The following is a 21,751-nucleotide window of genomic DNA, read 5'->3' as shown; positions in this document are numbered from 1 at the left end:
GTGTTCCCTGTGTCCTTCGCCCAGCGCCGGCTGTGGTTCCTCAACCGCATGGCCGACACGGGCGCCGCCTACAACTGCCCGCTGGCGGTCCGCCTGCGCGGCCCGCTGGACCGCGCGGCGCTCGCCGCCGCGCTGGAGGACGTCGCCGGCCGCCACGAACTCCTGCGGACGGTCTTCCCCGAGTCCGACGGCGAACCGGTGCAGCACGTCCTCGACCGGCGGCCCCGCCTGACCACCGTGGAGACGACCGAAGAGCGGCTGCCCGGCGCCCTCGCCGAGGCCGCCGGCCACCTCTTCGACCTCGCCGTCGAACTCCCCGTACGCGCCGAGCTCTTCGCCCTCTCGGCCGACGAGCACGTGCTGTCCCTCGTCATCCACCACATCGCCTGTGACGGCTGGTCGTGGGCACCCCTGCTGGGCGACCTCTCGCAGGCGTACGAGGCGCGGCGGACCGGCACCGCCCCGCCGTGGGAGCCGCTGCCCGTCCGCTACGTCGACTACACCCTGTGGCAGCGCGAACTGCTGGGCGCGGAGGACGACCCGGACAGCCTCCTCGCCCAGCAGCTCGGCTTCTGGCGGGAGGAACTCGCCGGCATCCCCGCCGAGCTCTCCCTCCCCTTCGACCGGCCGCGTCCGGCGGTGGCGAGTTACGCGGGCGGCTCGGTCCCGGTGGAGCTGGACACGGCCCTGCACGCCCGCTTGGCGGAACTCGCACAGGCGAACGGCTGCACGCTGTTCATGGTGTTGCAGGCGGGGCTGGCAGTCCTGCTGTCCCGGCTCGGGGCGGGCACGGACATCCCGATCGGCACGCCGGTGGCCGGTCGTGCGGACGAGGCCCTGGACGACCTGGTGGGATTCTTCGTCAACACCCTGGTCCTGCGCACCGACGTCTCCGGCGACCCCAGCTTCGTCGAGCTGCTGTCCCACGTGCGGGAGAACGCTCTGGCGGCGTACGAGCACCAGGACGTGCCGTTCGAGCGGGTCGTGGAGGCCCTCAACCCCGAGCGGTCCCTCGCCCGCCACCCCCTCTTCCAGGTCATGATGACGCTGGAGAACGGCTCCGGCACGGCTCTGCGCCTGCCCGGCATCGCGGCCGGGGAGGAGCCGGTCGGCTGGGACATCGCCAAGTTCGACCTGACCGTCGACTTTCGGGAGCACCAGGCGGCCGACGGCACACCCGCCGGTATCACCGGCTCGCTCGAATACGCGACGGACCTCTTCGACCCGGAGACCGCCGAAAGTCTGGCCGCGGGCCTCACCCGGGTGCTGCGGCAACTGGCGGCCGACCCCGGCCGCCCGGTCGGCGCGACGGAGCCGATGTCCGACGCGGACCGCGAACGCGTCCTGAAGAGCTGGAACGACACCGCCCGGCCCGGCCCTGAGGCGATGCTCCCGCAGGTGTTCGAGGAGCGGGCCGCGCGGACGCCCGATGCCACGGCGCTGGTCCACGGCACCACCGCGCTGACCTTCGCCGAGCTCAACGCCCGGGCCAACCGCCTGGCACGCGCGCTGGTGGAGCGCGGCGCGGGACCCGAGAGCCTGGTCGCGCTGGCGCTGCCCAGGTCCGAGGAGTCGGTGGTGGCGCTGCTCGCCGTGCTCAAGGCCGGTGCCGCGTTCGTCCCCGTCGACCTGGAATACCCGGCCGAGCGCATCGCCCTGCTGCTGGAGGACGCCGCGCCCGCGCTCGTCGTGACGGACACCGCCACCGCCGCCACCCTGCTGGCGGTGGACGGCGCCCACCGGGTACTGGCCGACGACCCGGCGACAGCCCGGTTCGCGCACGGGAACCTCGCGCTGGACATCCTGCCGGCGCATGCCGCGTACGTCATCCACACCTCCGGTTCCACCGGCCGGCCCAAGGGCGTCGTCATCGACCACGCCGGGCTGCGCAACCTCTGCGCCCACCACCGCGCCGGCGTCATCGCCCGGGCCGAGGAGCTCCACGGGCCCCGCCCCCTGCGGGTGGCGCTGACGGCCTCGCTGTCCTTCGACACGTCCTGGGAAGGGCTGCTGTGGATGGTCGCCGGGCACGAGCTGCACGTCATCGGTGACGACATCCGCCGCGACGCGGGCGCCATGGCGAGGCACATCGCCGAAGCCGGCATCGAGGTGCTCGACGTCACGCCGACCTATGCGGAACAGCTCGTCGAGGAGGGCCTCCTGGACGACCCCCGGCACCGCCCCAAGGTGTTCCTGCTCGGCGGCGAGGCAGCCGGAGCCACCCTGTGGACCAGGGTCCGGGAAGCCGACGGCATGCTCTGCTACAACCTCTACGGCCCGACCGAGTGCTCGGTCGACGCCCTGTGGTGGGACCTGGCGGACAGCGACCGTCCCCTGGTCGGCCGCCCGGTCGCCAACACCCGGGCCTACGTCCTGGACGCGGCGCTGCGGCCCGTGCCGCCCGGTGTCGCGGGTGAGCTCTATCTCGCCGGTCCCGGGCTGGCTCGGGGCTATCTGGGCAGGCCGGGGCTGACGGCGGAGCGGTTCGTGGCGTGTCCGTTCGCGGTGGGGGAGCGGATGTATCGCACGGGTGACCTCGTGCGGTGGGATCGCGACGGCGCACTGGAGTTTCTGGGCCGGGCGGACGAGCAGGTGAAGATCCGGGGGTTCCGCGTCGAGCCGGGTGAGATCGAGGCCGCCCTGGCCGGGCTGCCGGAGGTGGCGCAGGCCGCGGTGACGGTCCGCGAGGACGGCCCCGGTGGCAAGCGGCTGGTGGCCTACGTCGTGCCCGCGAGCGGCCGTACGGTCGAAGCCGTCTCTCTGCGCCGGTCCTTGGTGTCAGTGCTGCCGGATCACATGGTCCCGTCGGCGTTCGTGCTGCTGGACGCCTTTCCGGTGACGCCGAACGGGAAGCTGGACCGCAAGGCTCTGCCGAGCCCCGACTACGCGGCGGCTGCTGGTTCCCGTGCGCCGCGTACGCCGCGGGAGGAGATCCTGGCGGGTCTGTTCGCGGAGGTCCTGGGCCTGTCCGGGGTGGGTGCCGAGGACAGCTTCTTCGACCTCGGCGGGCACTCGCTCCTCGCGACCCGGCTGATCTCCCGCGCCCGGACGGCACTCGGCGTCGAGATCGGCATCCGCGACCTCTTCCGCACCCCCACCGTCGCCGGCCTCGCTGACGGACTGGACCGCTCCGGCCCGGCCCGGCCTCCCCTGCGCGCCGCGGACCGCCCCGTCGTGCTGCCCCTGTCGGCCGCCCAGCGACGCCTGTGGTTCCTGAGCCGCACGGGACAGGGGGTCACCTACAACTGCCCGTTCGCCCTGCGGCTGCGCGGCCCGCTGGACCGTGCGGCCCTCGCCGCCGCCCTGACGGACGTCACCGCGCGCCACGAGGCCCTGCGCACGGTGTTCCCCGAGAGCGACGGCGAGCCGTGCCAGCGGGTGCTTCCGGCGGAGGACGCCGCCGTGGAGCTCGATATCGTCGACTGCGGGCCGGCCGGCCCGGGCGGGACGCTGGAGCGTTCGGTGGCGCAGGAGTTCGACCTTGCCCGGCGCCCCCCGGTGCGGGCCACGCTCTTCGCGCTGGGCGAGGACGAGCACGTACTCGCCTTGGTGGTGCACCACATCGCGCTCGACGGCTGGTCGTGGGGCCCGCTCTTCCGCGACCTGGCCCAGGCGTACGAGGACCGCCGGCACGGGAACGCCCCCGCATGGCAGCCCCTGCCGGTGCAGTACGCCGACTACACCCTCTGGCAGCGGGAGCTGCTGGGGGAGGAGAGCGACCCGGACAGCGTCGCGTCCCGGCAGCTGGACTTCTGGCGGAAGCACCTCGCCGGCCTTCCTTCCGAGCTGGCCCTGCCCTTCGACCGGCCGCGCCCGGCGGTGGCCGGTCACGCGGGTGGTGCGGTTCCCGTGGAGCTGGACGCCGCGCTCCACACCCGGCTGTCAGAGCTCGCGCGGTCGAACGCCTGCACCTTGTTCATGGTGTTGCAGGCGGGCCTTGCGGTGCTGCTGTCCCGGCTCGGTGCCGGCACCGACATCCCGATCGGCACACCGGTGGCCGGCCGTGCGGACGAAGCCCTGGACGACCTCGTGGGCTTCTTCGTCAACACCCTGGTCCTGCGCACCGACGTCTCCGGCGACCCCACGTTCGCCGACCTCCTCTCCCGGGTCCGGGAAGCGGACCTGACGGCGTACGAACACCAGGACGTGCCCTTCGAGCAGGTCGTCGAGGCCCTCAACCCCGAGCGGTCCCTTGCCCGGCACCCCCTCTTCCAGGTCATGCTCCAACTCCAGGAGACCGCCGACGACCCCCTGACCCTCGCCGGCCTCGACGTCCGCGACGAACCCCTCCGCTTCGACGCGGCACAGTTCGACCTGATCGTCGACGTCCAGGAACAGCGGGACACCGACGGCGCCCCGGCCGGCATCAGCGGCTCGCTCCACTACGCGGCGCAGCTCCTCGACCCACGGACGGCGGCCGGCCTCGCCGCCGGCCTCGCGCGGGTCCTGGGCGCGCTCGCCGCCGACCCGGCCCGGCCGGTGAGCGCGGCGGACCCCCTCTCACCCGAGGAGCGCGACCGGATGCTGGTGCGGTGGAACGACACCGGACTGCCGGTGCCCCACGCGACCGTCCCCGAGCTGTTCGAGATCCAAGCCGCACGCACCCCGAGGGCCACGGCCGTGGTGCACGAGGACACGGCACTGACCTTCAGCGAGCTCAACGCCCGGGCGAACCGGCTCGCCCGCCACATGGCGCGGGCCGGCGCCGGGCCCGAGCGCGTGGTGGCCGTGGCGCTGCCCCGGTCCCAGGAGTCGGTGGTGGCGCTGCTGGCCGTCCTCAAAGCCGGTGCCGCCTGCCTGCCCGTCGACACCGGCTACCCGGCCGAGCGCATCGCCCTGCTGCTGGAGGACGCCGCCCCCGCGCTCGTCGTCACCGACACGGCGACGGCGGACCGGCTGCCGCTCGGCGACACCCCTCACCTCCTGGCGGACGACCACGCCACCGCCGCCGAGCCCCCGGACAATCTCGGACGCGAGATACACCCCGGCCACGCCGCGTACCTCATCCACACCTCCGGCTCCACCGGCCGGCCCAAGGGCGTCGTCACCGACCACGCTGGGCTGCGCAACCTCTACGCCTTCCACCGCGCGGGCGTCATGGCCCGCGCCGAGGAGGCGTACGGGGCCCGGCCCATGCGCGTGGCCCTGATGACCTCGCTGTCCTTCGACGCCGCCTGGGACGACCTGCTGTGGCTGGTCGCGGGCCATGAGTTGCACGTCATCGGCGACGACATCCGCCGCGACGCGGGCGCCCTGGTGCGCCACATCGCCGACGCCCGGATCGACGTCATCGGTCTCACACCCACCCACGCCGAACAACTCCTTGAAGAGGGCCTGGCCGACCGTCCCCCTCGGGTCTTCCAGATCGGCGGCGAGGCCGCCGGCCCGGCCCTGTGGCAACGGCTGCGGGACGTCGACGACATGCTCTGCTTCAACTTCTACGGCCCGACCGAGTGCACGGTCGACGCCCTGTGGTGGGACCTGGCGGACAGCGACCGTCCCCTGGTCGGCCGCCCGGTCGCCAACACCCGGGCCTACGTCCTGGACGCGGCGCTGCGGCCCGTGCCGCCCGGTGTCGCGGGCGAGCTCTATCTCGCCGGTCCCGGGCTGGCCCGGGGCTATCTGGGCAGGCCGGGGCTGACGGCGGAGCGGTTCGTGGCGTGTCCGTTCGCGGTGGGGGAGCGGATGTACCGCACGGGCGACCTCGTGCGATGGGACCGGGACGGTGTCCTGGAGTTCCTGGGCCGGGCGGACGAGCAGGTGAAGATCCGGGGGTTCCGCGTCGAGCCGGGTGAGATCGAGGCCGCCCTGGCCGGGCTGCCGGGCGTGGCGCAGGCCGCGGTGACCGTCCGTGAGGACGGCCCCGGTGGCAAGCGGCTGGTGGCCTACGTCGTGCCCGCGAGCGGCCGCACGGTTGAAGCCGCCGCCCTGCGCCGCGCCGTGGGCTCGCTGCTGCCGGAGCACATGGTGCCGTCGGCGATCGCCGTCCTGGACGCCTTGCCGCTGACGCCGAACGGCAAGCTGGACCGGGCCGCGCTGCCGCGCCCGGACCGTGCGGCGGGGACGGCCTCCCGCGCGCCCCGCACGCCGGAGGAATCGACGCTGGCGGGCCTGTTCGCCGAGGTCCTGGGCCTGCCCGACGTCGGGGTCGACGACAGCTTCTTCGACCTCGGCGGACACTCGCTCCTCGCCGCCCGGCTCATCTCCCGCGCCCGGACGGCACTCGGGGCCGGGCTCGGTATCCAGGACCTGTTCCAGGCACCCACCGCGGCCGGGCTGGCCGCACGACTCGCGGCGGACGACGCGCACGACTCGCTCACCCCCCTGATCCCCCTCCGGACCGGCGGCGGAAAACCCCCGCTGTTCTGTGTGCACCCCGGGGCCGGCATCGGCTGGGTGTACTCGGGGCTGCCCGGACACCTCGGCCCCGACCGGCCGGTGTACGCCCTCCAGGCACGGGCGCTGCGCGACCCGGCCGCCCGGCCGGCGAGCGTCGAGGCCATGGCCGAGGACTACGCCGACCTGATCCGTACCGTCCAGCCGGCCGGCCCCTACCACCTCCTCGGCTGGTCGTTCGGCGCGGTCGTCGCGCACGCCGTGGCGGTCCACCTCCAGGGGCGCGGAGCGGAGGTCGCCGAACTGGTGATGCTCGACGGCTACCCCGCCGGTACTGACGCCGATGCCGACGCCGGGGAGCGTCCCGAGGGGGACCCACTGGCCGAACTCCTCGCGTCCCTGGGCCACCCGGTGGCGGACACCCCGATCGACGACGCCGCGTTCCGCCGGCTGGCCGGTGCCCCGGACGGGCCGCTGGCCGGCCTCGGAACGGACGTGATCGCGGCGGTCGGCGAGGCGTTCGTCCACCACGGCACGCTCGCCGGCCGCCACCGCCCCGGCCGCTTCCACGGCGACGTCACCCTTTTCACCGCGGCACTCGACGCGGACGCCGGCGCCGTCGGCCCCGAGCCGTGGCTGCCCTACGTGACGGGGCACATCGACCGGCACGACCTCGCCTGCGCCCACGGCGACATGATGGCCGAGCAGCCGCTCGCACGCGTCGGCGCGGTCCTCCGGGACAGGCAGGCCCGGTGAAGGGCTCCCTGCGCCACCGCGACTTCCGGCTGCTGTGGGCGGGGGAGTCGATCAGCCAGGCCGGCAGCGCGGCGACGCGCGTGATGCTGCCGCTGATCGCCGTGGACACCCTGCACGCGAGCTCGATGACCATGAGCGTGCTGAACGCCGCCGCCTGGCTGCCCTGGGTGCTGATCGGCCTGCCCGCCGGGGCCTGGGTCGACCGCGTGCGCCGCCGCCCCGTGATGATCGTCTGCAATGCCGTCTCGGGAGCGCTGCTCCTCACCGTCGGGGCGGCCGCCTGGCTGGACGCCCTCTCCATCGGCCAACTCCTCCTGGTGGCCGTCCTGTCCGGAACCGCCGACGTCTTCTTCCGCGCGGCCTACAGCGCCTACGTCCCCGCCCTGCTGCCGCGTGCGGACCTCGCGGACGGCAACGCCAAGCTGGAGACCAGCGAATCGGCCGCCGACGTCGTCGCGCCGAGCGCGGGCGGCGCGCTCGTCCAGGCCGGGGGAGCGGTCTTCGGGTTCCTCGCGGACGGGCTGAGCTTTCTCGCCTCGGTGCTCCTGCTGACCCGCATCCGGGCGCGGGAGGGCCCGCCGGGCGGTGAGCGGCGCCGGGCCCCCGCCCTCGGCCCGGAGATCCGCGAAGGCTTCGCCTACCTCGTCCGCGATCCCTTCCTGCGGACCATCCTGCTGTGCGACGCCGGCATGAACCTCTTCCTCGCGGGCACCCAGGCGCTCGCGATCGTGTTCCTGAGCCGCACGGTCGGCGTCGACGGCGGCACCATCGGCGTGCTGATCGCCCTCGCCGGCCTCGGCGGGGTGCTGGGCGCCGTCCTCTCGCCCCTGCTGGCCCGCACGTTCGGCACCGCCCGGGCCGTGCTGCTGTGCGCCTTCTGCGGCGGCCCGTTCGGGCTGCTGATCCCGCTCACCACCGACGGCGCGGGGCTGGTGGCTTTCCTCGTCGGAGACTTCTGCCTCACCGCGAGCATCGTCGCCGGAAACGTGATCATCGTCAGCTTCCGGCAGGCGTACTGCCCGCCCGGAATGCTCGGCCGGATCAGCTCCAGCATCCGCTTCCTCATGTACGGAGCGGTCCCGGTCGGCAGCCTCCTGGGCGGCGCCCTCGCCACCGTCCTCAGCGACCGCGGCGCCCTGTGGATCCTCTACACGGGCAACGCCCTGTGCGCCCTGCTCCTCCTCCACGGCCCGGTCCGCAGCCGCAGGGAACTGCCGGTGGGGTGAACGGGCGCAGCACCCGCGGCGTGCTCAGGGCCCGTCCGGGAGCGGCGGCACCGCACCCGGGCGGGGCCCCTCCGTAAGGTCCGCCCCCGCCTCCGCGGCCCTGCGCAGCCCTCGGTACAGCTCCTCGGCCCGGGCCAGGTGCGTGCCGGCCGCCGCTTCCTCGCCCACCGCCCGCAGGGCCCGGCCGAGAGCCCGGCAGCTGTGCGCCGTCAGCAGCGGTTCCTGGGCCAGCCGGGCGCCGGCCAGGGCGCCCCGCGCGGCCTCGACGGCGGGCTCGGCGTCCCCGGTGGCCAGGAGCGCCTCGGAGAGCCGGAACAGACACTCCGTCTCGTTGCGGACCTGGCCGCTGGAGCGGGCACGCTCCAGCGGCCGGCGGTACAGCCGGGCCGCCGCCGCGTGGCCGCCGCCGCGCAGGAGGCTGTCCGCCTCCGTCATCATCACCCTGATGAGCCACTTCTCGTCCTCGCTGCGGGTGAAGACCCCCGTCAGCTCCCGGCACTCCTCCGCGATCCGGGCCAAACCCATCAGCCGGTCCGGGTCCTCGACCTCGATCTGGAGCAGGACGGTGCGCCGCCGCGCGACCAGCTCCCGGTCGCCGCTGACCGCGGCCAGGGCCACCGACCGCTCCGCGAAGGCCCGGGCCGACGCGAAGTCCCCGAACTGAAGGTCCAGTTCGGCCAGCATCGCCAGAGTGAACAGCATCAGCAGGAAGGGCCGGTGGCCGTCGCCCGGCGCGGGAACGTCCTCGAAGATCTCCAGGACCTTCAGCAGATGGGCCCGCGAACGGTGGAGGGACTCGGGAGAGGAGTGCTTCTTGAGGATCACTCCCGCCGCGTAGTGGGCGGTGCCCGCCATGTGCCCGCCGCAGTGCTCCAGGGCGGCCGGGACCAGCGCGGTCGCGCCCTGCGCGAGGGGCGCCAGCGGCACGACGTCCTCGAAGCAGGGCACGAGCGTGACGATGTCCACGGCCAGGGCCACCGCGTCGGGGTCACCACTGGCCGCCGCCTGCTCCACGACCGCGGCCAGCGTGGGCAGCGCGCCCTGCATCCACGCCATCGCGTCGCGCCCGCTCGCCATGTCCGCGCCCGCCGACCGCCGCGGGTGGATCTCCGCGGTCAGCGGCCCGGCCAGGGGCTGGGTGGCCCGTACCGCGGCGACGACGCTGGCACACATGTAGTCGGCCGCGCGGCGCACCACCGCACGGCGCTCTCCCTCGCTCAGCTCGGCCTGTGCCTTCGCCCGCGCGTACGCGCCGACCAGGTCGTGGAAGTGGTAGCGGCCCGGGGCGCCGGCCTCCAGGAGCACGGCGTCCACCAGCGCTTCGAGCACCGCCTCGGCGTCCTGCTCCGGCAGTTCGAGAACGGCGGCCGCGCTCGGGACGTCGAAGGCCGCGCAGTGCGGGACGGACAGCGCCATGAACGCACGGGCCTGCCGTGCGGTCAGCTGGGACGTCGACAGTTCGAAGACCGCCTCGACCGTCAGCTCTCCCATCCGGAGCTCGCCGAGCAGCCTGGCCTGGTCCGACACGCGGGCCAGCAGCGTGGCGACGCTCCACGCGGGCCGGGCCGCGAGGCGGGCCCCGGCCGCGCGCAGCGCCAGCGGCAGGTACCCGCAGACCGCCGCCAGCGCCGCGACGGCATCCGGTTCCTCATCGAGCCGCCGCGCCCCCGCGACCTTGCCGATCAGCTCCACCGCGTCGTCCGGGCCCAGGCCCACCAGGGGCACGGTGAGGACGGCCGGCATCGCCGCCAGGGCCCGGGCCGTGATCAGCGCGGCGCACCGGGCCGCGCCCGGCAGCAGCGGTTCGACCTGCGCCACGCTGGAGGCGTTGTCCAGCACGACCAGCACGGCGCGCTGCGACAGCAGGGTGCGGAACAGGGCCGTGCGGTCGGCGAGCGAGACCGGGAACCGCTCGTGCGGAACGCCCAACGCCGCCAGGAAGCCCGTCAGGATCCCGGCCGGGTCGCACGGGGCTCCGTCCGGCCCGCGCAGATTCGCGTACAGCTGCCCGTCCGGATACGTCCCGGCCACGGCGTGCGCCGTGCGCAGGGCCAGGCTGGTCTTGCCGACTCCGCCCATGCCCGTGATGACCGCGACGGCGTGCTCGGCACCGCCGGTGAGCGCGGAGACCACCGCGGCGATCTGCTCCTGGCGGCCGGTGAAGTCACAGGGCACGGGCGGGAGCTGGGCGGGCGCCCGCGGGCCCGGAGCAGCCGGCCGCCCCCGTCCGCCCGGCGAAGGCGTCCCCCCGTCCGCCGGGGACGGGGCCGCGAGGAGCGCCCGGTCCTCCGCCAGGATGGCCGCGTGCAGCTCCCGCAGGGCGGGACCCGCGTCGACGCCCAGCTCCTCCGCGAGCACCCGGCGGGCATTGTCGTAGGCCAGGAGCGCCTCGGGGCCGCGCCCGGACCGGTAGAGCGCCACCATCAGCGCACCGTGCAACCGCTCCCGGTACGGGTACGCCTCCAGAGCGCGCAGGATGTCCGGCACCAGCTCCGAGCTCTGCCCGCACGCGAGCAGCAGCTCCAGGCGGTGCTCCTCCGCGGACGCGCGCTGCTCGCTCAGCGCACGGCGCTGGTCCTGCGCACCGGGCCCGGGCAACCCCGCCAGAGCGGGCCCCCGCCACATCCCGAGCGCCTCCTCCAGACAGGCCGCCGCGGCCGAGGGGTCGCCACCCCGGGCCAGGTTCCTGGCCCGCGCCGTGAGCAGGCCGAACCGCAGCGCGTCGACATCCCCTTCGGGCAGCCGCAGCACGTATCCGTCGGCCGTGGTGCCGATGACCGAGGACGGGCGCTCGCCACCGCCCGCGTCCACACGGTCGAAGTGCGTCCGCAGCCGGTGCACGTAGTTCACCACCACGCGCCGGGCGGAGGACGGCGGATCGTCGTGGTACAGACCGTCGATCAACTCGTCGATGGTCACCAGGTTCCCCGCGCGCAGCGCCAGGGCCGCCAGTACGGCCTGCGGCCCCGGTGCTCCGGGGCGGGTGGCGGTCCCCTCGGCCGAGACGTACTGGACGGGGCCGAGCAAACGGATGCGAGTCACCTCGTGTAACGCGGCAATGGCGACGACTCCCCCTGTCCGGACGGATCGCTGCTCATCATATGGGGCGTCTTGTCCGGAGCAGCGGGGCGCCGGAGGCGCCGCCCGGTACGGCGGCGGGGCGCGGTGCCACCCGGCGCCGTCAGTCGGACGGGCCCGTGGACACCCCCGCGCCGCGCCGCTGCGTCACCACGCCGTGCAGCCCGGCCGACACGGCCACCAGAGCCGCGCCCAGCAGGCAGCCGCCCACCACGTCCGACAGCCAGTGCACGCCCAGGTAGACCCGGGTGAACCCGACCCCGAGCACCGACACCGCGCCCAGCGCCAGGGCTGTCCGCACCCCGCCCGTCCGGGTGCCGTGCAGCCACAGCAGCCACACCAGCAGGCCGCAGGCCACCGTCGCGGTCAGCGCGTGCCCCGAGGGGAACGCCTGGTAGTGCGCGGTGGCCACCGGGTCCGTCCAGCGCGGCCGGTCACGCCCGACGGCCGCCTTGAGCCCCTGCTGGAGCCCGGTTCCCAGCGCGGAGGTGACGGCGACCCAGGCCACGAGCAGCCACTCCTGCCGCCGGGCGAGCCACAGGGCCGTCACGGCGAGAGCGGCGCGCATCGTCCAGGGGTCCCACAGCCAGTCCGACAGCACGCGCATGGTGTGCGTCCACCCGCGGTGGTCCACCGCGGTCGGGTGCAGACCGTCCGCGACCTGCCGGTCCAGGGAGTCCAGCGGGCCCCAGGCCGCGGCGACCAGGACCAGGAGGACGACGAAGACACCGCACAGAGCGCCCCCCATGCGTATCCACACGGAACGCACCAGAAGGTACGGAACGGAATCCGCGGACGGGGAGCGCGTCGGAACAGGCATGATCAGATCGTCGCCCATGAGGCGCCGGCGAAACCAGTTCCTTCACACCACGGGCGACGGCGGACGTCAGCCCAGCGCACTGAGCCCGGGCACGAACGTCACCAGCAGGGGCACCGCCGGCACCAGCGCGGCCATGGCGGTGAGCCGCAGGCGGCGGCCAGCCGTCAGCCGCGGCGCGGGCGCCAGCAGACGGTCCACCCGGCCCGGCACCTGCGACAGCGGGTTCGGACACGGGCCGAAGACCCCGCGGCCCTCGTTGAGCTCCACCAGGGCGAGCGCCGTCGTCAGACGCCCGAAGCGCCGGGAGGCCGAATCGTCCGCCGCCAGCTCGACCAGGCGGTGCACCTGGTCGCGGAACGCGGCGAACACCGGCACCTGCGGAAATCCGTTGGCCAGCGCCGCCGAGCAGTGCAGCAGCCAGTCGTGCCGGGCCCGCGCGTGCCCCTGCTCGTGCGCCAGCACGGCCTCCAGCTGTGACCCCTTGAGCCGCCGCAGCGCCCCGGTGGTGATCACCAGCTGCGGAGCGGGCCCGCCGCGCAGCCACCAGGCGTCGGGGCGCTCACCCTCCAGGACCACCAGCCCGCCCGCGTCCGGTTCCTCACCGGGCAGCCTCGGGGAGCGTACGACCACCTCCGCGCGCCGCTGCCTGCGCCGGGCGCGCGCCCAGCTGATCTCGCGGGTCAGCATCGCCGCGGTCCAGACGGCGCCGCAGGCCAGCGCGAGGGCCAGGGGCGCGGCCCACGCTCCGTAGGCGGTGAGGGCGTACGCCTCCACCACCCCGTGCGGGGCGGCCGCGAAGACATGGCCGCGCACCGCCGCCCACGCCGCGGCGGCGCTCAGCGACATGGCGAGAGCACAGCACAGCAGCACGGCCGCCACCACGCACTGCCACACCCACAGGGCCACGACGGGTTCACGGTCGGGCCAGTCGGCACGGGTCAGCACGCGCGGCGCCACGGCCGCGAGCAGTCCACCGAGAACCAGCAACGCGAGCGGGACCATCATGGCCGTCAGCCTATGAGGGCGCGCGGCGCCCGGGTACGGACCCGCGCGCGAAGTGACGCATGCCACGGCCGCGGACGGGGCCCGGCCCCGTCCGCGCTCAGAGTGTCAGGAGCATCGCCAGCATGCCGATGCCCATGGACAGTCGGCAGGCGTTGGTGAGGTTGGGCCGCCCCGACCAGGTGGCCTCGCCGGAGGTGACGGCCACCACCGGGACGAGGACGGCCACCGTCCGCACCACGTACACCGCGAAATACACCAGCAGCAGGCCCGTCAGCAGGGGCGTTCCCGCGGGCTCGTGCCCCGTGCCCGGATGGCGGGCGTGCCCGCTCATGGGGGCGGCCGCCATCGCCAGCGCCATGTAGACCATCGCGAAGGCGCCCACGGCATGGTGCAGATGATGGGATTCGGTGCGGCCGCGCGCCACCACGACCAGCGCGTGCAGCCCGGCGGCACCGAAGATCACGGCGAACAGCGGCGCGCCCCACGGCCGGGTGTCCAGCACGGCCGTCGGCACGGCCATCGCCGCCATGCCCAGGCCCATCAGGGCGTCGCCGCCCGTCGCCCGGTGCTCGGTCGCCGCGCCGGCCCTTATCCGTGCGAGGCAGTACACGCCCGTCGCGGCGCAGAGCGCCACCAGCAACCAGCCGACCAGCGGCGGTCCGTGCACGGTACACCTCCCGGAGGCGCAGGCTACCCACGGAGGATTCCCCCTCCGGCGACTTCACATGGGAGCGCACGGGCGCAGAGGGGGAGCACATGCCTTACCCGAGCGCGCCCGCGCATGCGCGGTGGCAGGGGGCGGGGGCGCGAACCACGACTGCGAGGCCCCACGATCGGCGCCTGCGCCGCTACGCCCGCCCCACAGACGACCCGCGCGGCGTCAGATGCCCGGGCGGTACCGCAGGGGGTGCCCTTCCGGCACCTCCACCACCGCGATGCGCACCCCGTCCGGATCCGCGATCCACATCTCGTCCAGTCCCCACGGCTTGCGCTCCGGTGGCTCCAGGATCTCCACCCCGCGCCGCCGGAACTCCTCGTGTGCCGCCGCCACATCGGCGACCTGGAACCAGAGTTCGAGACCGGGGTCCCGCGGGGTGTCGGACCGCCCCGAGACCTCCAGGAAGCCGCCGCCCAGGAAGTAGACCGTCCCGCGCTCGGGACCGGTACCGAACTCGCGGTGGACCGCGAGCCCCAGCGCCCCGCCGTAGAAGGCCCGTGACCGCTCCGGGTCGGTGGGCCGCAATAGCACCCTGCTGCTCAGTACGTGGACCATGACGGCGACTGTACGCACTCACGCCCGCGTTAGTGTTCGTATGCATCGCATTTCGTATGCATCGCACGGAGTCGACAACGTACAGAGAGGACTTCACGGAAACCATGGAGACCGCCGCCAGCAGCCGTACCGCGGAGCCGACCTTCCGGGCCGCAACCCTCGCCGACGTGCCGGGGCTCGTCGCCCTCGTGGAATCCGCCTACCGGGGCGACGACAGCCGCGCGGGCTGGACGACCGAAGCGGACCTGCTGGACGGCCAGCGGACCGACCCCGACGGCGTCAAGGCCGTGGTGACGGACGAGAACAGCCATCTGCTGCTGGTGGAACTCGGCGGTGAGACGGTCGCCTGCTGTCAGCTCGAACACCGGGGTGAGCACGCCTACTTCGGGATGTTCGCGGTCCGTCCGGACATGCAGGGCGCCGGGCTCGGCAAGAAGATCATCGCGGAGGCCGAGCGGATCGTCCGCGCGCGGTGGGGCGCCCGCGAGATGCACATGACCGTCATCCGCCAGCGCGACGAGCTGATCGCCTGGTACGAGCGCCGCGGCTACCGGCGCACCGGGCGGATGAGCCCGTTCCCCTACGGGGACGAGCGCTTCGGCATTCCGCAGCGCGACGATCTGGAGTTCGAGCTGCTGGTCAAGGACCTGCCGTAGGCCACTGTCCCGCGACCAGCGGGCTGGTAAGGGGCGTCGTCCTTGGTCCGCGCCCCTTACCAGCCCCGCCCTACAGCCGGCCCGCGTCGACGAGCCGGCGGAGGAAGCGCCGGGTGCGCTCCTGCCGCGGGGCACCGAAGACCTCGGCGGGGGTGCCGCGCTCCAGCACCACCCCGCCGTCCAGGAAGCACACCTGGTCGGCGACGTCCCGGGCGAAGCCCATCTCGTGGGTGGCCAGGACCATGGTCATGCCCTCCTCCTTGAGGTCGCGCACGACGCTCAGCACCTCGCCGACCAGCTCCGGGTCCAGCGCCGCGGTGATCTCGTCGAGGAGCAGCAGCCGGGGCCGGCCGGCGAGGGCCCGGACGATCGCCACGCGCTGCTGCTGGCCGCCGCTGAGCCGGTCCGGGTACTCGCCGGCCTTGCCGGCCAGGCCGAGCCGCTCCAGCAGCTCCCGGGCCCGCTCCTCCGCCTCCGCGCGCGGCACACCGTGCACCCGGCGCGGGGCGAGGGTGATGTTGTCGAGCACGGACATGTGCGGGAAGAGGTTGTACGCCTGGAACACCACGCCGATGCGGCGGCGCACCGTGTCGGGGTCCACGCGGGGGTCGGTGATGTCCTCCCCGTCCAGGAAGATCGCCCCGTCGTCGATCTCCTCCAGCAGATTCGCGCACCGCAGCAGCGTGGACTTGCCCGAACCGGACGCGCCGATGAGCGCGGTCACCGTGTGCGGGGCGACGTCCAGGTCGACGTCGCGCAGCACCACCGTGCTCCCGAAGGTCTTGCGCACGGCCTCCAGCCGCAGCACCGGGCCGCCGTCCGCGGGCGCGGCGGCGGTCGGTCCGGTGTCCTTGATCATGCTCATACGAGCCCTCCCTGGGCCCGGCGGCGGTCGGTCCGCCGGGTGATCCAGTCGGTGAACCGGGTCATGGGGATGGTCAGCGTGATGAAGATGAGCCCGGCGACGACGTACGGCGTGTAGTTGAAGCTCTTGCTCGCGACGATCTGTGCCGCGTAGACGGCGTCGACCGCACCCGCGATGGAGACGAGGCCGGTGTCCTTCTGCAGCGAGACCAGGTCGTTCAGCAGCGGAGGGACGACCCTGCGCACCGCCTGCGGCAGGACGACGAAGCGCAGCGTCTGCCGGCCGGTGAGTCCCAGGGAGCGGGCGGCGGCGCGCTGGCTGGGGTGCACGGACTCGATGCCCGCGCGGAACACCTCGGCGACGTACGCCGAGTACGTGAGCACCAGGGCCGTCCCGCCCAGCAGCACCGGGTCCGTCGTCACCCCCTGGAGCCGCAGCGCCGGTACGCCGAAGACGACCATCAGCAGGCAGATGACGAGCGGCAGGCCGCGGAAGAAGTCGGTGTAGGCGGTGGCGAGGGCGCGCAGGGGGAAGAACACCGGGCCGCGCAGGGTGCGCGCCACGGCGATCAGCATGCCGAGGACCAGGACGATCGCCCCGCAGACGAGCAGCAGCCGCAGGTTGAGCCAGAGGCCGTCGAGCACCTTCGGCAGCGCCTCGCGCGCGTAGTGGGCGCTGAAGAAGGTCTCCCTGGTGCGCGGCCAGCCGGGGGAGTTGACGACGGCGACGAACAGCACGGCGCCGGTGACCAGCGTGCTGAGGGCGGCGACGGCCGTGGCGCGCCGGGTGCGGGCGCGGCGGAAGCGCTCCCTTTCCAGGCGCCGGGCCGACGGCTGGTAGGTGTCGACGGGGGGAGGGGCGTCCGGGGTGTCCCGGGGCGCCCCCGCCGCCGTCTCCTGGGCCGTCACTCGATCACCGGGGCCGCGGCGGCGTCGGAGAGCCACCGCTTCTCCAGCGCGGCGAGCGTGCCGTCCCGGCGCAGCGAGTCGACGGCGCCGCTGACGCAGCCGGTGAGGCGGCTGCCCCTGTCCAGGACGAGCCCGAACTGTTCGCCTTTGCCGCCGGTGGCGGCGAGCTGGCCGACGATCTTCGCGTCCCGCACCTCGGCGGAGGTGATGTAAAAGGCTGTGGGCAGGTCGACGACGATCGCGTCGACCTGCCCGTTCTTGAGCGCCGTCTTGGCGAAGTCGTTCTTCTGGAAGACGGCCGGCTTCCGTCCCGGCTTGATGATGTCGTTGACCACGTCGAGGCTGGTGGTGCCGACCTGGGCGCCGAGCTTGGCGTCCTTGAGGCCGGCGACCGTCGTGGCCCCGGCGGCCGCGGAGCCCTTCAGCGCGACGACGGCCTGCCGTACGTCGTAGTAGCCGGAGGAGAAGTCGACGGCCCGGCGGCGCTCGTCGCTGACGGAGATCTGGTTGATGTCGAAATCGAACTTCTTCGCCCCGGGGGCGACGGCGGTGTTGAAGGGCACGGTCTGCCAGACGACGTCGGACCGGCCGTATCCGAGGCGGTCGGCGACGGCGTAGGCGACGGCCGCCTCGAAGCCCTTGCCGCTCGTCGGGTCGTCGTCCTGGAACCACGGGGCGTAGGCGGGCTTGTCGGTGCCCACGGTCAGTTTCCCGGCGGTCTCGGTGGCCAGCCGGCCCTTCGCGCAGGCGGCCCCGGCGGACGGCCCGGCGGGGCCCCGGGCGGCGCCGGTGTCCTCCTGCGGGGCGCAGCCGGCGGCCGCGGCCAGCAGGACGGCCAGGGCCGCGCCGAGGGGCGCGGTGCGGCGTGCGGCCCGGGTGCGGCGCGTGGCGGCGAAGAGGCCGGGGACGCCGGGGACGCCGGGGACGCCGGGGACGTCCGGAAGGGGTGCGCGCCGGGAAGCGGCGCGGGGCGGGGGCTCGCTGACGACGGGCATGGCGGGAGACTGGCAGCGCCCGATGTGATCTGTCCAGGTCAGGCCACGAACCGTCCGAATAGCGGAAGACTGTTGCCAGTTCATGAATTCCGCGCCCGCGCCGGGGTAGGTACGCGGGGGAGCCCCGTCGACTTTGGCCGGAATGCGACTAGGCCAGCGCTAGGGCAGTGACTGGGGCAGCTGGGGCGGGTGGGAATCGATGGATGCCTGAGGCGCCCGGTTCGCCGAGATCGCAGGAAAAACGGCGGCGAACCCGGGGGGTCGGCAGGATAATTTATGGCCCACCCCCTTGAGCAGAAGAACCGCGCACAGATACGGTGTCTTAACGCCAAGTTCTCCTGAGGAGGGGTAGCCATGACGGAAATCCTTGCGTCGACGGCGATAGCGACCGCTGATTCGGCCGCGGGCCGAGTAATCGATCACCCGGCCTGGGCGGTGCTCAAGGATGCCGTGGAGGCTATCCGGCCGTGGCAGTCCCCGGACGGGTCCATCGACTTCACGGCTGAAGGAGCACCGCCGGGCGAGATCGTCCGCGCCGAGCTGGAGCGCATGGCCTCGGCCGTCGAGGAGCTCTCGCCGCTCGTGCCCCACGACGCCGCCTACCACACCGCGCTCGCCGCCGACCTGCGCCGCTGGGCCGACGACGGCTTCGGGGTCCCGGACTTCCTCGACTCCCTGCTGGCCTTCCAGCCGGCCGCCCAGCGCGCCGACGGCCTCCAGCACCTCGTCGTCTTCCCGATGTACACCCAGAACGGCAACCCCGACCGCAACTTCGAAGCGGTCGTGCTGCGCGTCGTCTGGCCGGAGTGGCTCGCCGAGCTGGAGCGCACCCGCTACGACAACCCCCTCTTCCTCGGCATCACCTTCGAGGACTTCACCGCCGGATACGACACCAACTCCGCGGTCCTCTTCCCGGAGACCATCGCCGTCCGCGAGGCCCCCGAGCGCTTCACCTGGGGCGGCATCTTCTGCGACCGCGAGGCCGCCCGCTTCCGCCGCGTCACCGAGGCGGCCGTGGCCACCCTCGGCCTGGAGCTGCCCGCCGACATCCAGGAGATGGTCGGCGACCAGGCCCGCTGCGAGCAGGCGTTCGTCCTGTGGGACATGGTCCACGACCGCACCCACAGCCACGGCGACCTGCCCTTCGACCCCTTCATGATCAAACAGCGCCAGCCGTTCTGGATGTACGGGCTGGAGGAGCTGCGCTGCGACCTCACCGCCTTCAAGGAGGCCGTGAAGCTCGAGGGCGACGGCTACCCCCAGGGCCGTGACGTGCAGTACGCCGTGCTCTTCGACCGGATGTTCCGCTTCCCGCTCTCCGGCGACCGCGTCCGCAACTACGACGGCCTCGGGGGACAGCTGCTCTTCGCCTACCTCCACAAGCACGACGTCGTACGCTGGACGGACAACACCTTGCACATCGACTGGGACCGCGCTCCGCAGGTCACCAACCAGCTGTGCGGCGAGATCGAGAAGCTCTACCGCGACGGCATCGACCGCCCCAAGCTCGTCCACTGGTTCGCCGCCTACGAGCTCGTCTCGACCTACCTCGCCCCGCACCCCGGCTCGGTGTGGGCCAAGGGCCCCGAGGCCCTCGACCTCACCCAGCCGCCGCGCAAGCTCGTCGACGACGTGCTTCCGGACGAGTTCCCGCTCAGCATGTTCTACGAGGCCCTTGCCAAGAAGCTGCGCAGCGTGATCGCCTCGACCAAGGGGATCACCGCGAAGAGCGACGAGCGGGTAGCCGCGTGAGCAAGCGTGAGAAAGAGGCGACGATCATGAGCACTCCGACGAACGGCGACTGCCGGCTGGACGGCGCCGTCGTGGCGGTGGCCGGAGCCGCCGGCCCGGCCGGCCGGGCGACCCTGCTGCGCCTGGCCGAGGCCGGCGCCACGGTCGTCGCCTCCGACGCGGACGCGGCCCGCCTGGCCGAGGCCGTCGACGCCGCCCGCTACGCCCACGGCGGCGCCACCGTCACCGGTGACACCGTGGACCTGCTGGACCTCGACGCCACCCGCGCCTGGGTGGACCGCACCGAGAAGGAATTCGGCCGCATCGACGGCCTGGTGCACCTCGTCGGCGGCTGGCGCGGCTCGGCCACCTTCGCCGAGACCGACCTGGCCGACTGGGAGCTGCTGGAGAAGCTGCTCATCCGCACCGTCCAGCACACCTCGCTCGCCTTCGAGGCGCCCCTGCAGCGCAGCGGCAACGGCCGCTTCCTGCTGATCAGCGCCGCCGGTGCCAGCAAGCCCACCGCGGGCAACGCCGCGTACTCCGCCTCCAAGGCCGCGGCCGAGGCGTGGACGCTCGCCCTCGCCGACTCCTTCCGCAAGGCGGGGGGCGAGGACGGCCCGCAGGCGGCCGCTGCCATCCTGGTGGTCAAGGCCCTCGTGCACGACGCCATGCGCGCCGAACGCCCGAACGCGAAATTCGCGGGCTTCACGGACGTCAAGGACCTGGCCGAGGCCATCGTCAACGTCTGGGAGAAGCCCGCCCAGGAAGTGAACGGAACCCGTCAGTGGCTGACCCCGCAACCGTGACCCCCCTCTCCGCGCCCGCACCGACCGACGCGATACGCCGGCACGACCCCGAGCTGCGCGGCTTCGCCAGTGACAACTACGCGGGCGTGCACCCCGAGATTCTCACGGCGCTCGCCCTCGCCAACGGCGGCCACCAGGTCGCCTACGGCGAGGACGACTACACCACCCACCTCCAGGACGTGATGCGCGCCCACTTCGGGCCGACCGCCGAGGCCTTCCCGGTCTTCAACGGAACGGGCGCCAACGTCGTCGCCCTCCAGGCGGCCACCGAGCGGTGGGGCGCGGTCATCTGCGCCGCCTCCGCGCACATCAACGTCGACGAGTGCGGGGCGCCCGAGCGGGTCGGCGGGCTGAAGCTGCTGACGGTCCCCACCGAGCACGGCAAGCTCACCCCCGAGCTCATCGACCGGGAAGCCTTCGGCTGGGACGACGAGCACCGGGCACAGCCGCAGATCGTCTCCATCACGCAGACCACCGAGCTGGGCACCTGCTACACGCCCGAAGAGGTCCGGGAGATCTGCGACCACGCCCACGAGCGGGGCATGAAGGTCCACATGGACGGCTCGCGGATCGCCAACGCGGCGGCCACGCTCGGCGTCCCGCTGCGGGCCTTCACCACCGACGCCGGGGTGGACCTGCTCTCCTTCGGCGGCACCAAGAACGGGCTGCTCTTCGGCGAGTGCGTCGTCGTCCTCAACCCGGACGCGGTGCGCGCGATGAAGCACCTGCGCAAGATGTCGATGCAGCTCGCCTCCAAGATGCGCTTCGTCTCCGTGCAGTTCGAGGCGCTGCTCAGCGGCGACCTGTGGCTGCGCAGCGCCTCGCACGCCAACGCCATGGCCGCGCGGCTGGCGGAGGCCGTACGGCCCGTGGAGGGCGTCGAGATCCTGCACCCGGTGCAGTCCAACGGCGTCTTCGCCCGGCTGCCGCACGATGTGAGCGAGCGGCTGCAGAAGAGCTACCGCTTCTACTTCTGGGACGAGACGGCGGGCGACGTCCGCTGGATGTGCTCCTTCGACACCACCGAGGCCGACGTGGACGCGTTCGCCGCGGCGCTCGCGGAGGAGATGAACAAGCGGTAGCGCGGTAGCGCGCGCGAAAACGCGCCCGGCCGCGAAGTCAGGCGACTTCGCGGCCGGGCGCGGCGTTGTGTTCTCCGCGGGAGCCGGGGGCTGCCGGCCCGTGGCCCCCCCCTTGAGTCCTGTGCGGTTCAGCCGCGCCCCGAAGGGGCGCGGGGAACTGCGCGACCGGCCACGACGCACCCGCAGATGATGCGCCCGCCCGCCGGCGGAG

At 73.7% G+C, this 21,751-nt stretch carries 14 protein-coding genes; 6 read left to right on the top strand and 8 right to left on the bottom strand.

The features are described 5' to 3' along the window. Together ABZ951_RS11565 and ABZ951_RS11560 are read left to right on the top strand one after the other, a co-directional pair. Nucleotides 1-7,092, top strand: coding sequence for an amino acid adenylation domain-containing protein (locus tag ABZ951_RS11565; RefSeq protein ID WP_344092136.1), 7,092 nt, complete (start codon nucleotides 1-3; stop codon nucleotides 7,090-7,092). Further along, entirely contained in the window at nucleotides 7,089-8,318 is a 1,230-nt protein-coding gene (locus tag ABZ951_RS11560) for an MFS transporter (protein ID WP_344092138.1), read from the top strand. Before ABZ951_RS11565 ends, ABZ951_RS11560 begins: the two co-directional genes overlap by 4 nt. 24 nt (nucleotides 8,319-8,342) lie before the next feature. Here the strand turns inward: ABZ951_RS11560 and ABZ951_RS11555 are convergent, their stop codons facing one another. The 5 genes from ABZ951_RS11555 to ABZ951_RS11535 all read right to left on the bottom strand — a co-directional run bounded on the left by ABZ951_RS11555 (nucleotide 8,343) and on the right by ABZ951_RS11535 (nucleotide 14,494). After that, a complete protein-coding gene (locus ABZ951_RS11555) occupies nucleotides 8,343-11,360 on the bottom strand; it encodes a BTAD domain-containing putative transcriptional regulator (RefSeq protein WP_344092140.1) in 3,018 nt (1,005 codons plus the stop codon). 139 nt (nucleotides 11,361-11,499) lie between these two features. Then, entirely contained in the window at nucleotides 11,500-12,144 is a 645-nt protein-coding gene (locus ABZ951_RS11550; protein ID WP_344092143.1) for a phosphatase PAP2 family protein, read from the bottom strand. Nucleotides 12,145-12,282: 138 nt separating this feature from the next. Next, nucleotides 12,283-13,221 carry a M56 family metallopeptidase gene (locus ABZ951_RS11545; protein ID WP_344092145.1) on the bottom strand — a complete coding sequence of 313 codons (939 nt, stop codon included), beginning with the start codon at nucleotides 13,219-13,221 and terminating at the stop codon, nucleotides 12,283-12,285. 97 nt (nucleotides 13,222-13,318) lie between these two features. After that, nucleotides 13,319-13,888 carry a DUF5134 domain-containing protein gene (locus ABZ951_RS11540; RefSeq protein ID WP_344092147.1) on the bottom strand — a complete coding sequence of 190 codons (570 nt, stop codon included), beginning with the start codon at nucleotides 13,886-13,888 and terminating at the stop codon, nucleotides 13,319-13,321. A 213-nt stretch (nucleotides 13,889-14,101) separates the two neighbouring features. After that, on the bottom strand, nucleotides 14,102-14,494 hold the full coding sequence (locus tag ABZ951_RS11535; RefSeq protein ID WP_344092149.1) for a VOC family protein: 393 nt from the start codon (nucleotides 14,492-14,494) through the stop codon (nucleotides 14,102-14,104). A gap of 104 nt (nucleotides 14,495-14,598) precedes the next feature. Between ABZ951_RS11535 and ABZ951_RS11530 the strand changes: the two genes are divergently transcribed. Next, entirely contained in the window at nucleotides 14,599-15,150 is a 552-nt protein-coding gene (locus ABZ951_RS11530) for a GNAT family N-acetyltransferase (protein WP_344092151.1), read from the top strand. 70 nt (nucleotides 15,151-15,220) lie between these two features. On the opposite strand, the gene ABZ951_RS11525 is transcribed toward ABZ951_RS11530, so the two are convergent. From ABZ951_RS11525 to ABZ951_RS11515, 3 genes are all read right to left on the bottom strand, one after another. Continuing rightward, nucleotides 15,221-16,015 (bottom strand): amino acid ABC transporter ATP-binding protein, encoded by a 795-nt coding sequence (locus tag ABZ951_RS11525; RefSeq protein WP_344092153.1) that lies wholly within the window; start codon nucleotides 16,013-16,015, stop codon nucleotides 15,221-15,223. Beyond that, on the bottom strand, nucleotides 16,012-16,833 hold the full coding sequence (locus tag ABZ951_RS11520; protein ID WP_344092177.1) for an amino acid ABC transporter permease: 822 nt from the start codon (nucleotides 16,831-16,833) through the stop codon (nucleotides 16,012-16,014). The genes ABZ951_RS11525 and ABZ951_RS11520 overlap by 4 nt, the downstream gene beginning before the upstream one ends. A gap of 86 nt (nucleotides 16,834-16,919) precedes the next feature. Continuing rightward, a complete protein-coding gene (locus ABZ951_RS11515; protein ID WP_344092155.1) occupies nucleotides 16,920-17,918 on the bottom strand; it encodes an ABC transporter substrate-binding protein in 999 nt (332 codons plus the stop codon). Between the two features lie 354 nt (nucleotides 17,919-18,272). Between ABZ951_RS11515 and ABZ951_RS11510 the strand changes: the two genes are divergently transcribed. The 3 genes from ABZ951_RS11510 to ABZ951_RS11500 are packed head-to-tail and all read left to right on the top strand — an operon-like array spanning nucleotide 18,273 to nucleotide 21,540. Further along, nucleotides 18,273-19,670 (top strand): DUF6421 family protein, encoded by a 1,398-nt coding sequence (locus ABZ951_RS11510; RefSeq protein ID WP_344092157.1) that lies wholly within the window; start codon nucleotides 18,273-18,275, stop codon nucleotides 19,668-19,670. 26 nt (nucleotides 19,671-19,696) lie between these two features. After that, nucleotides 19,697-20,458, top strand: a complete 762-nt coding sequence (locus tag ABZ951_RS11505; RefSeq protein WP_344092159.1) for an SDR family NAD(P)-dependent oxidoreductase — start codon at nucleotides 19,697-19,699, stop codon at nucleotides 20,456-20,458. Further along, nucleotides 20,437-21,540, top strand: coding sequence for a low specificity L-threonine aldolase (locus tag ABZ951_RS11500; protein ID WP_344092161.1), 1,104 nt, complete (start codon nucleotides 20,437-20,439; stop codon nucleotides 21,538-21,540). The genes ABZ951_RS11505 and ABZ951_RS11500 overlap by 22 nt, the downstream gene beginning before the upstream one ends. The last annotated feature ends 211 nt before the right edge of the window (nucleotides 21,541-21,751 follow it).

Origin of the sequence: Streptomyces sp. NPDC046215 (genome assembly GCF_040646215.1) — a bacterium.
Taxonomy (GTDB): Bacteria; Actinomycetota; Actinomycetes; order Streptomycetales; family Streptomycetaceae; genus Streptomyces; species Streptomyces stramineus.
This window is presented reverse-complemented; position numbering and strand designations above follow the sequence as displayed.

Excerpts from the sequence above, each read along its gene's own strand:
- ABZ951_RS11545 (WP_344092145.1), bottom strand. The coding sequence starts at position 13,221 with ATGATGGTCCCGCTCGCGTTGCTGGTTCTCGGTGGACTGCTCGCGGCC.
- ABZ951_RS11530 (WP_344092151.1), top strand. The coding sequence starts at position 14,599 with ATGGAGACCGCCGCCAGCAGCCGTACCGCGGAGCCGACCTTCCGGGCC.
- ABZ951_RS11535 (WP_344092149.1), bottom strand. The coding sequence starts at position 14,494 with ATGGTCCACGTACTGAGCAGCAGGGTGCTATTGCGGCCCACCGACCCG.
- ABZ951_RS11510 (WP_344092157.1), top strand. The coding sequence starts at position 18,273 with ATGACGGAAATCCTTGCGTCGACGGCGATAGCGACCGCTGATTCGGCC.
- ABZ951_RS11515 (WP_344092155.1), bottom strand. The coding sequence starts at position 17,918 with ATGCCCGTCGTCAGCGAGCCCCCGCCCCGCGCCGCTTCCCGGCGCGCA.
- ABZ951_RS11525 (WP_344092153.1), bottom strand. The coding sequence starts at position 16,015 with ATGAGCATGATCAAGGACACCGGACCGACCGCCGCCGCGCCCGCGGAC.
- ABZ951_RS11505 (WP_344092159.1), top strand. The coding sequence starts at position 19,697 with ATGAGCACTCCGACGAACGGCGACTGCCGGCTGGACGGCGCCGTCGTG.
- ABZ951_RS11550 (WP_344092143.1), bottom strand. The coding sequence starts at position 12,144 with ATGGGGGGCGCTCTGTGCGGTGTCTTCGTCGTCCTCCTGGTCCTGGTC.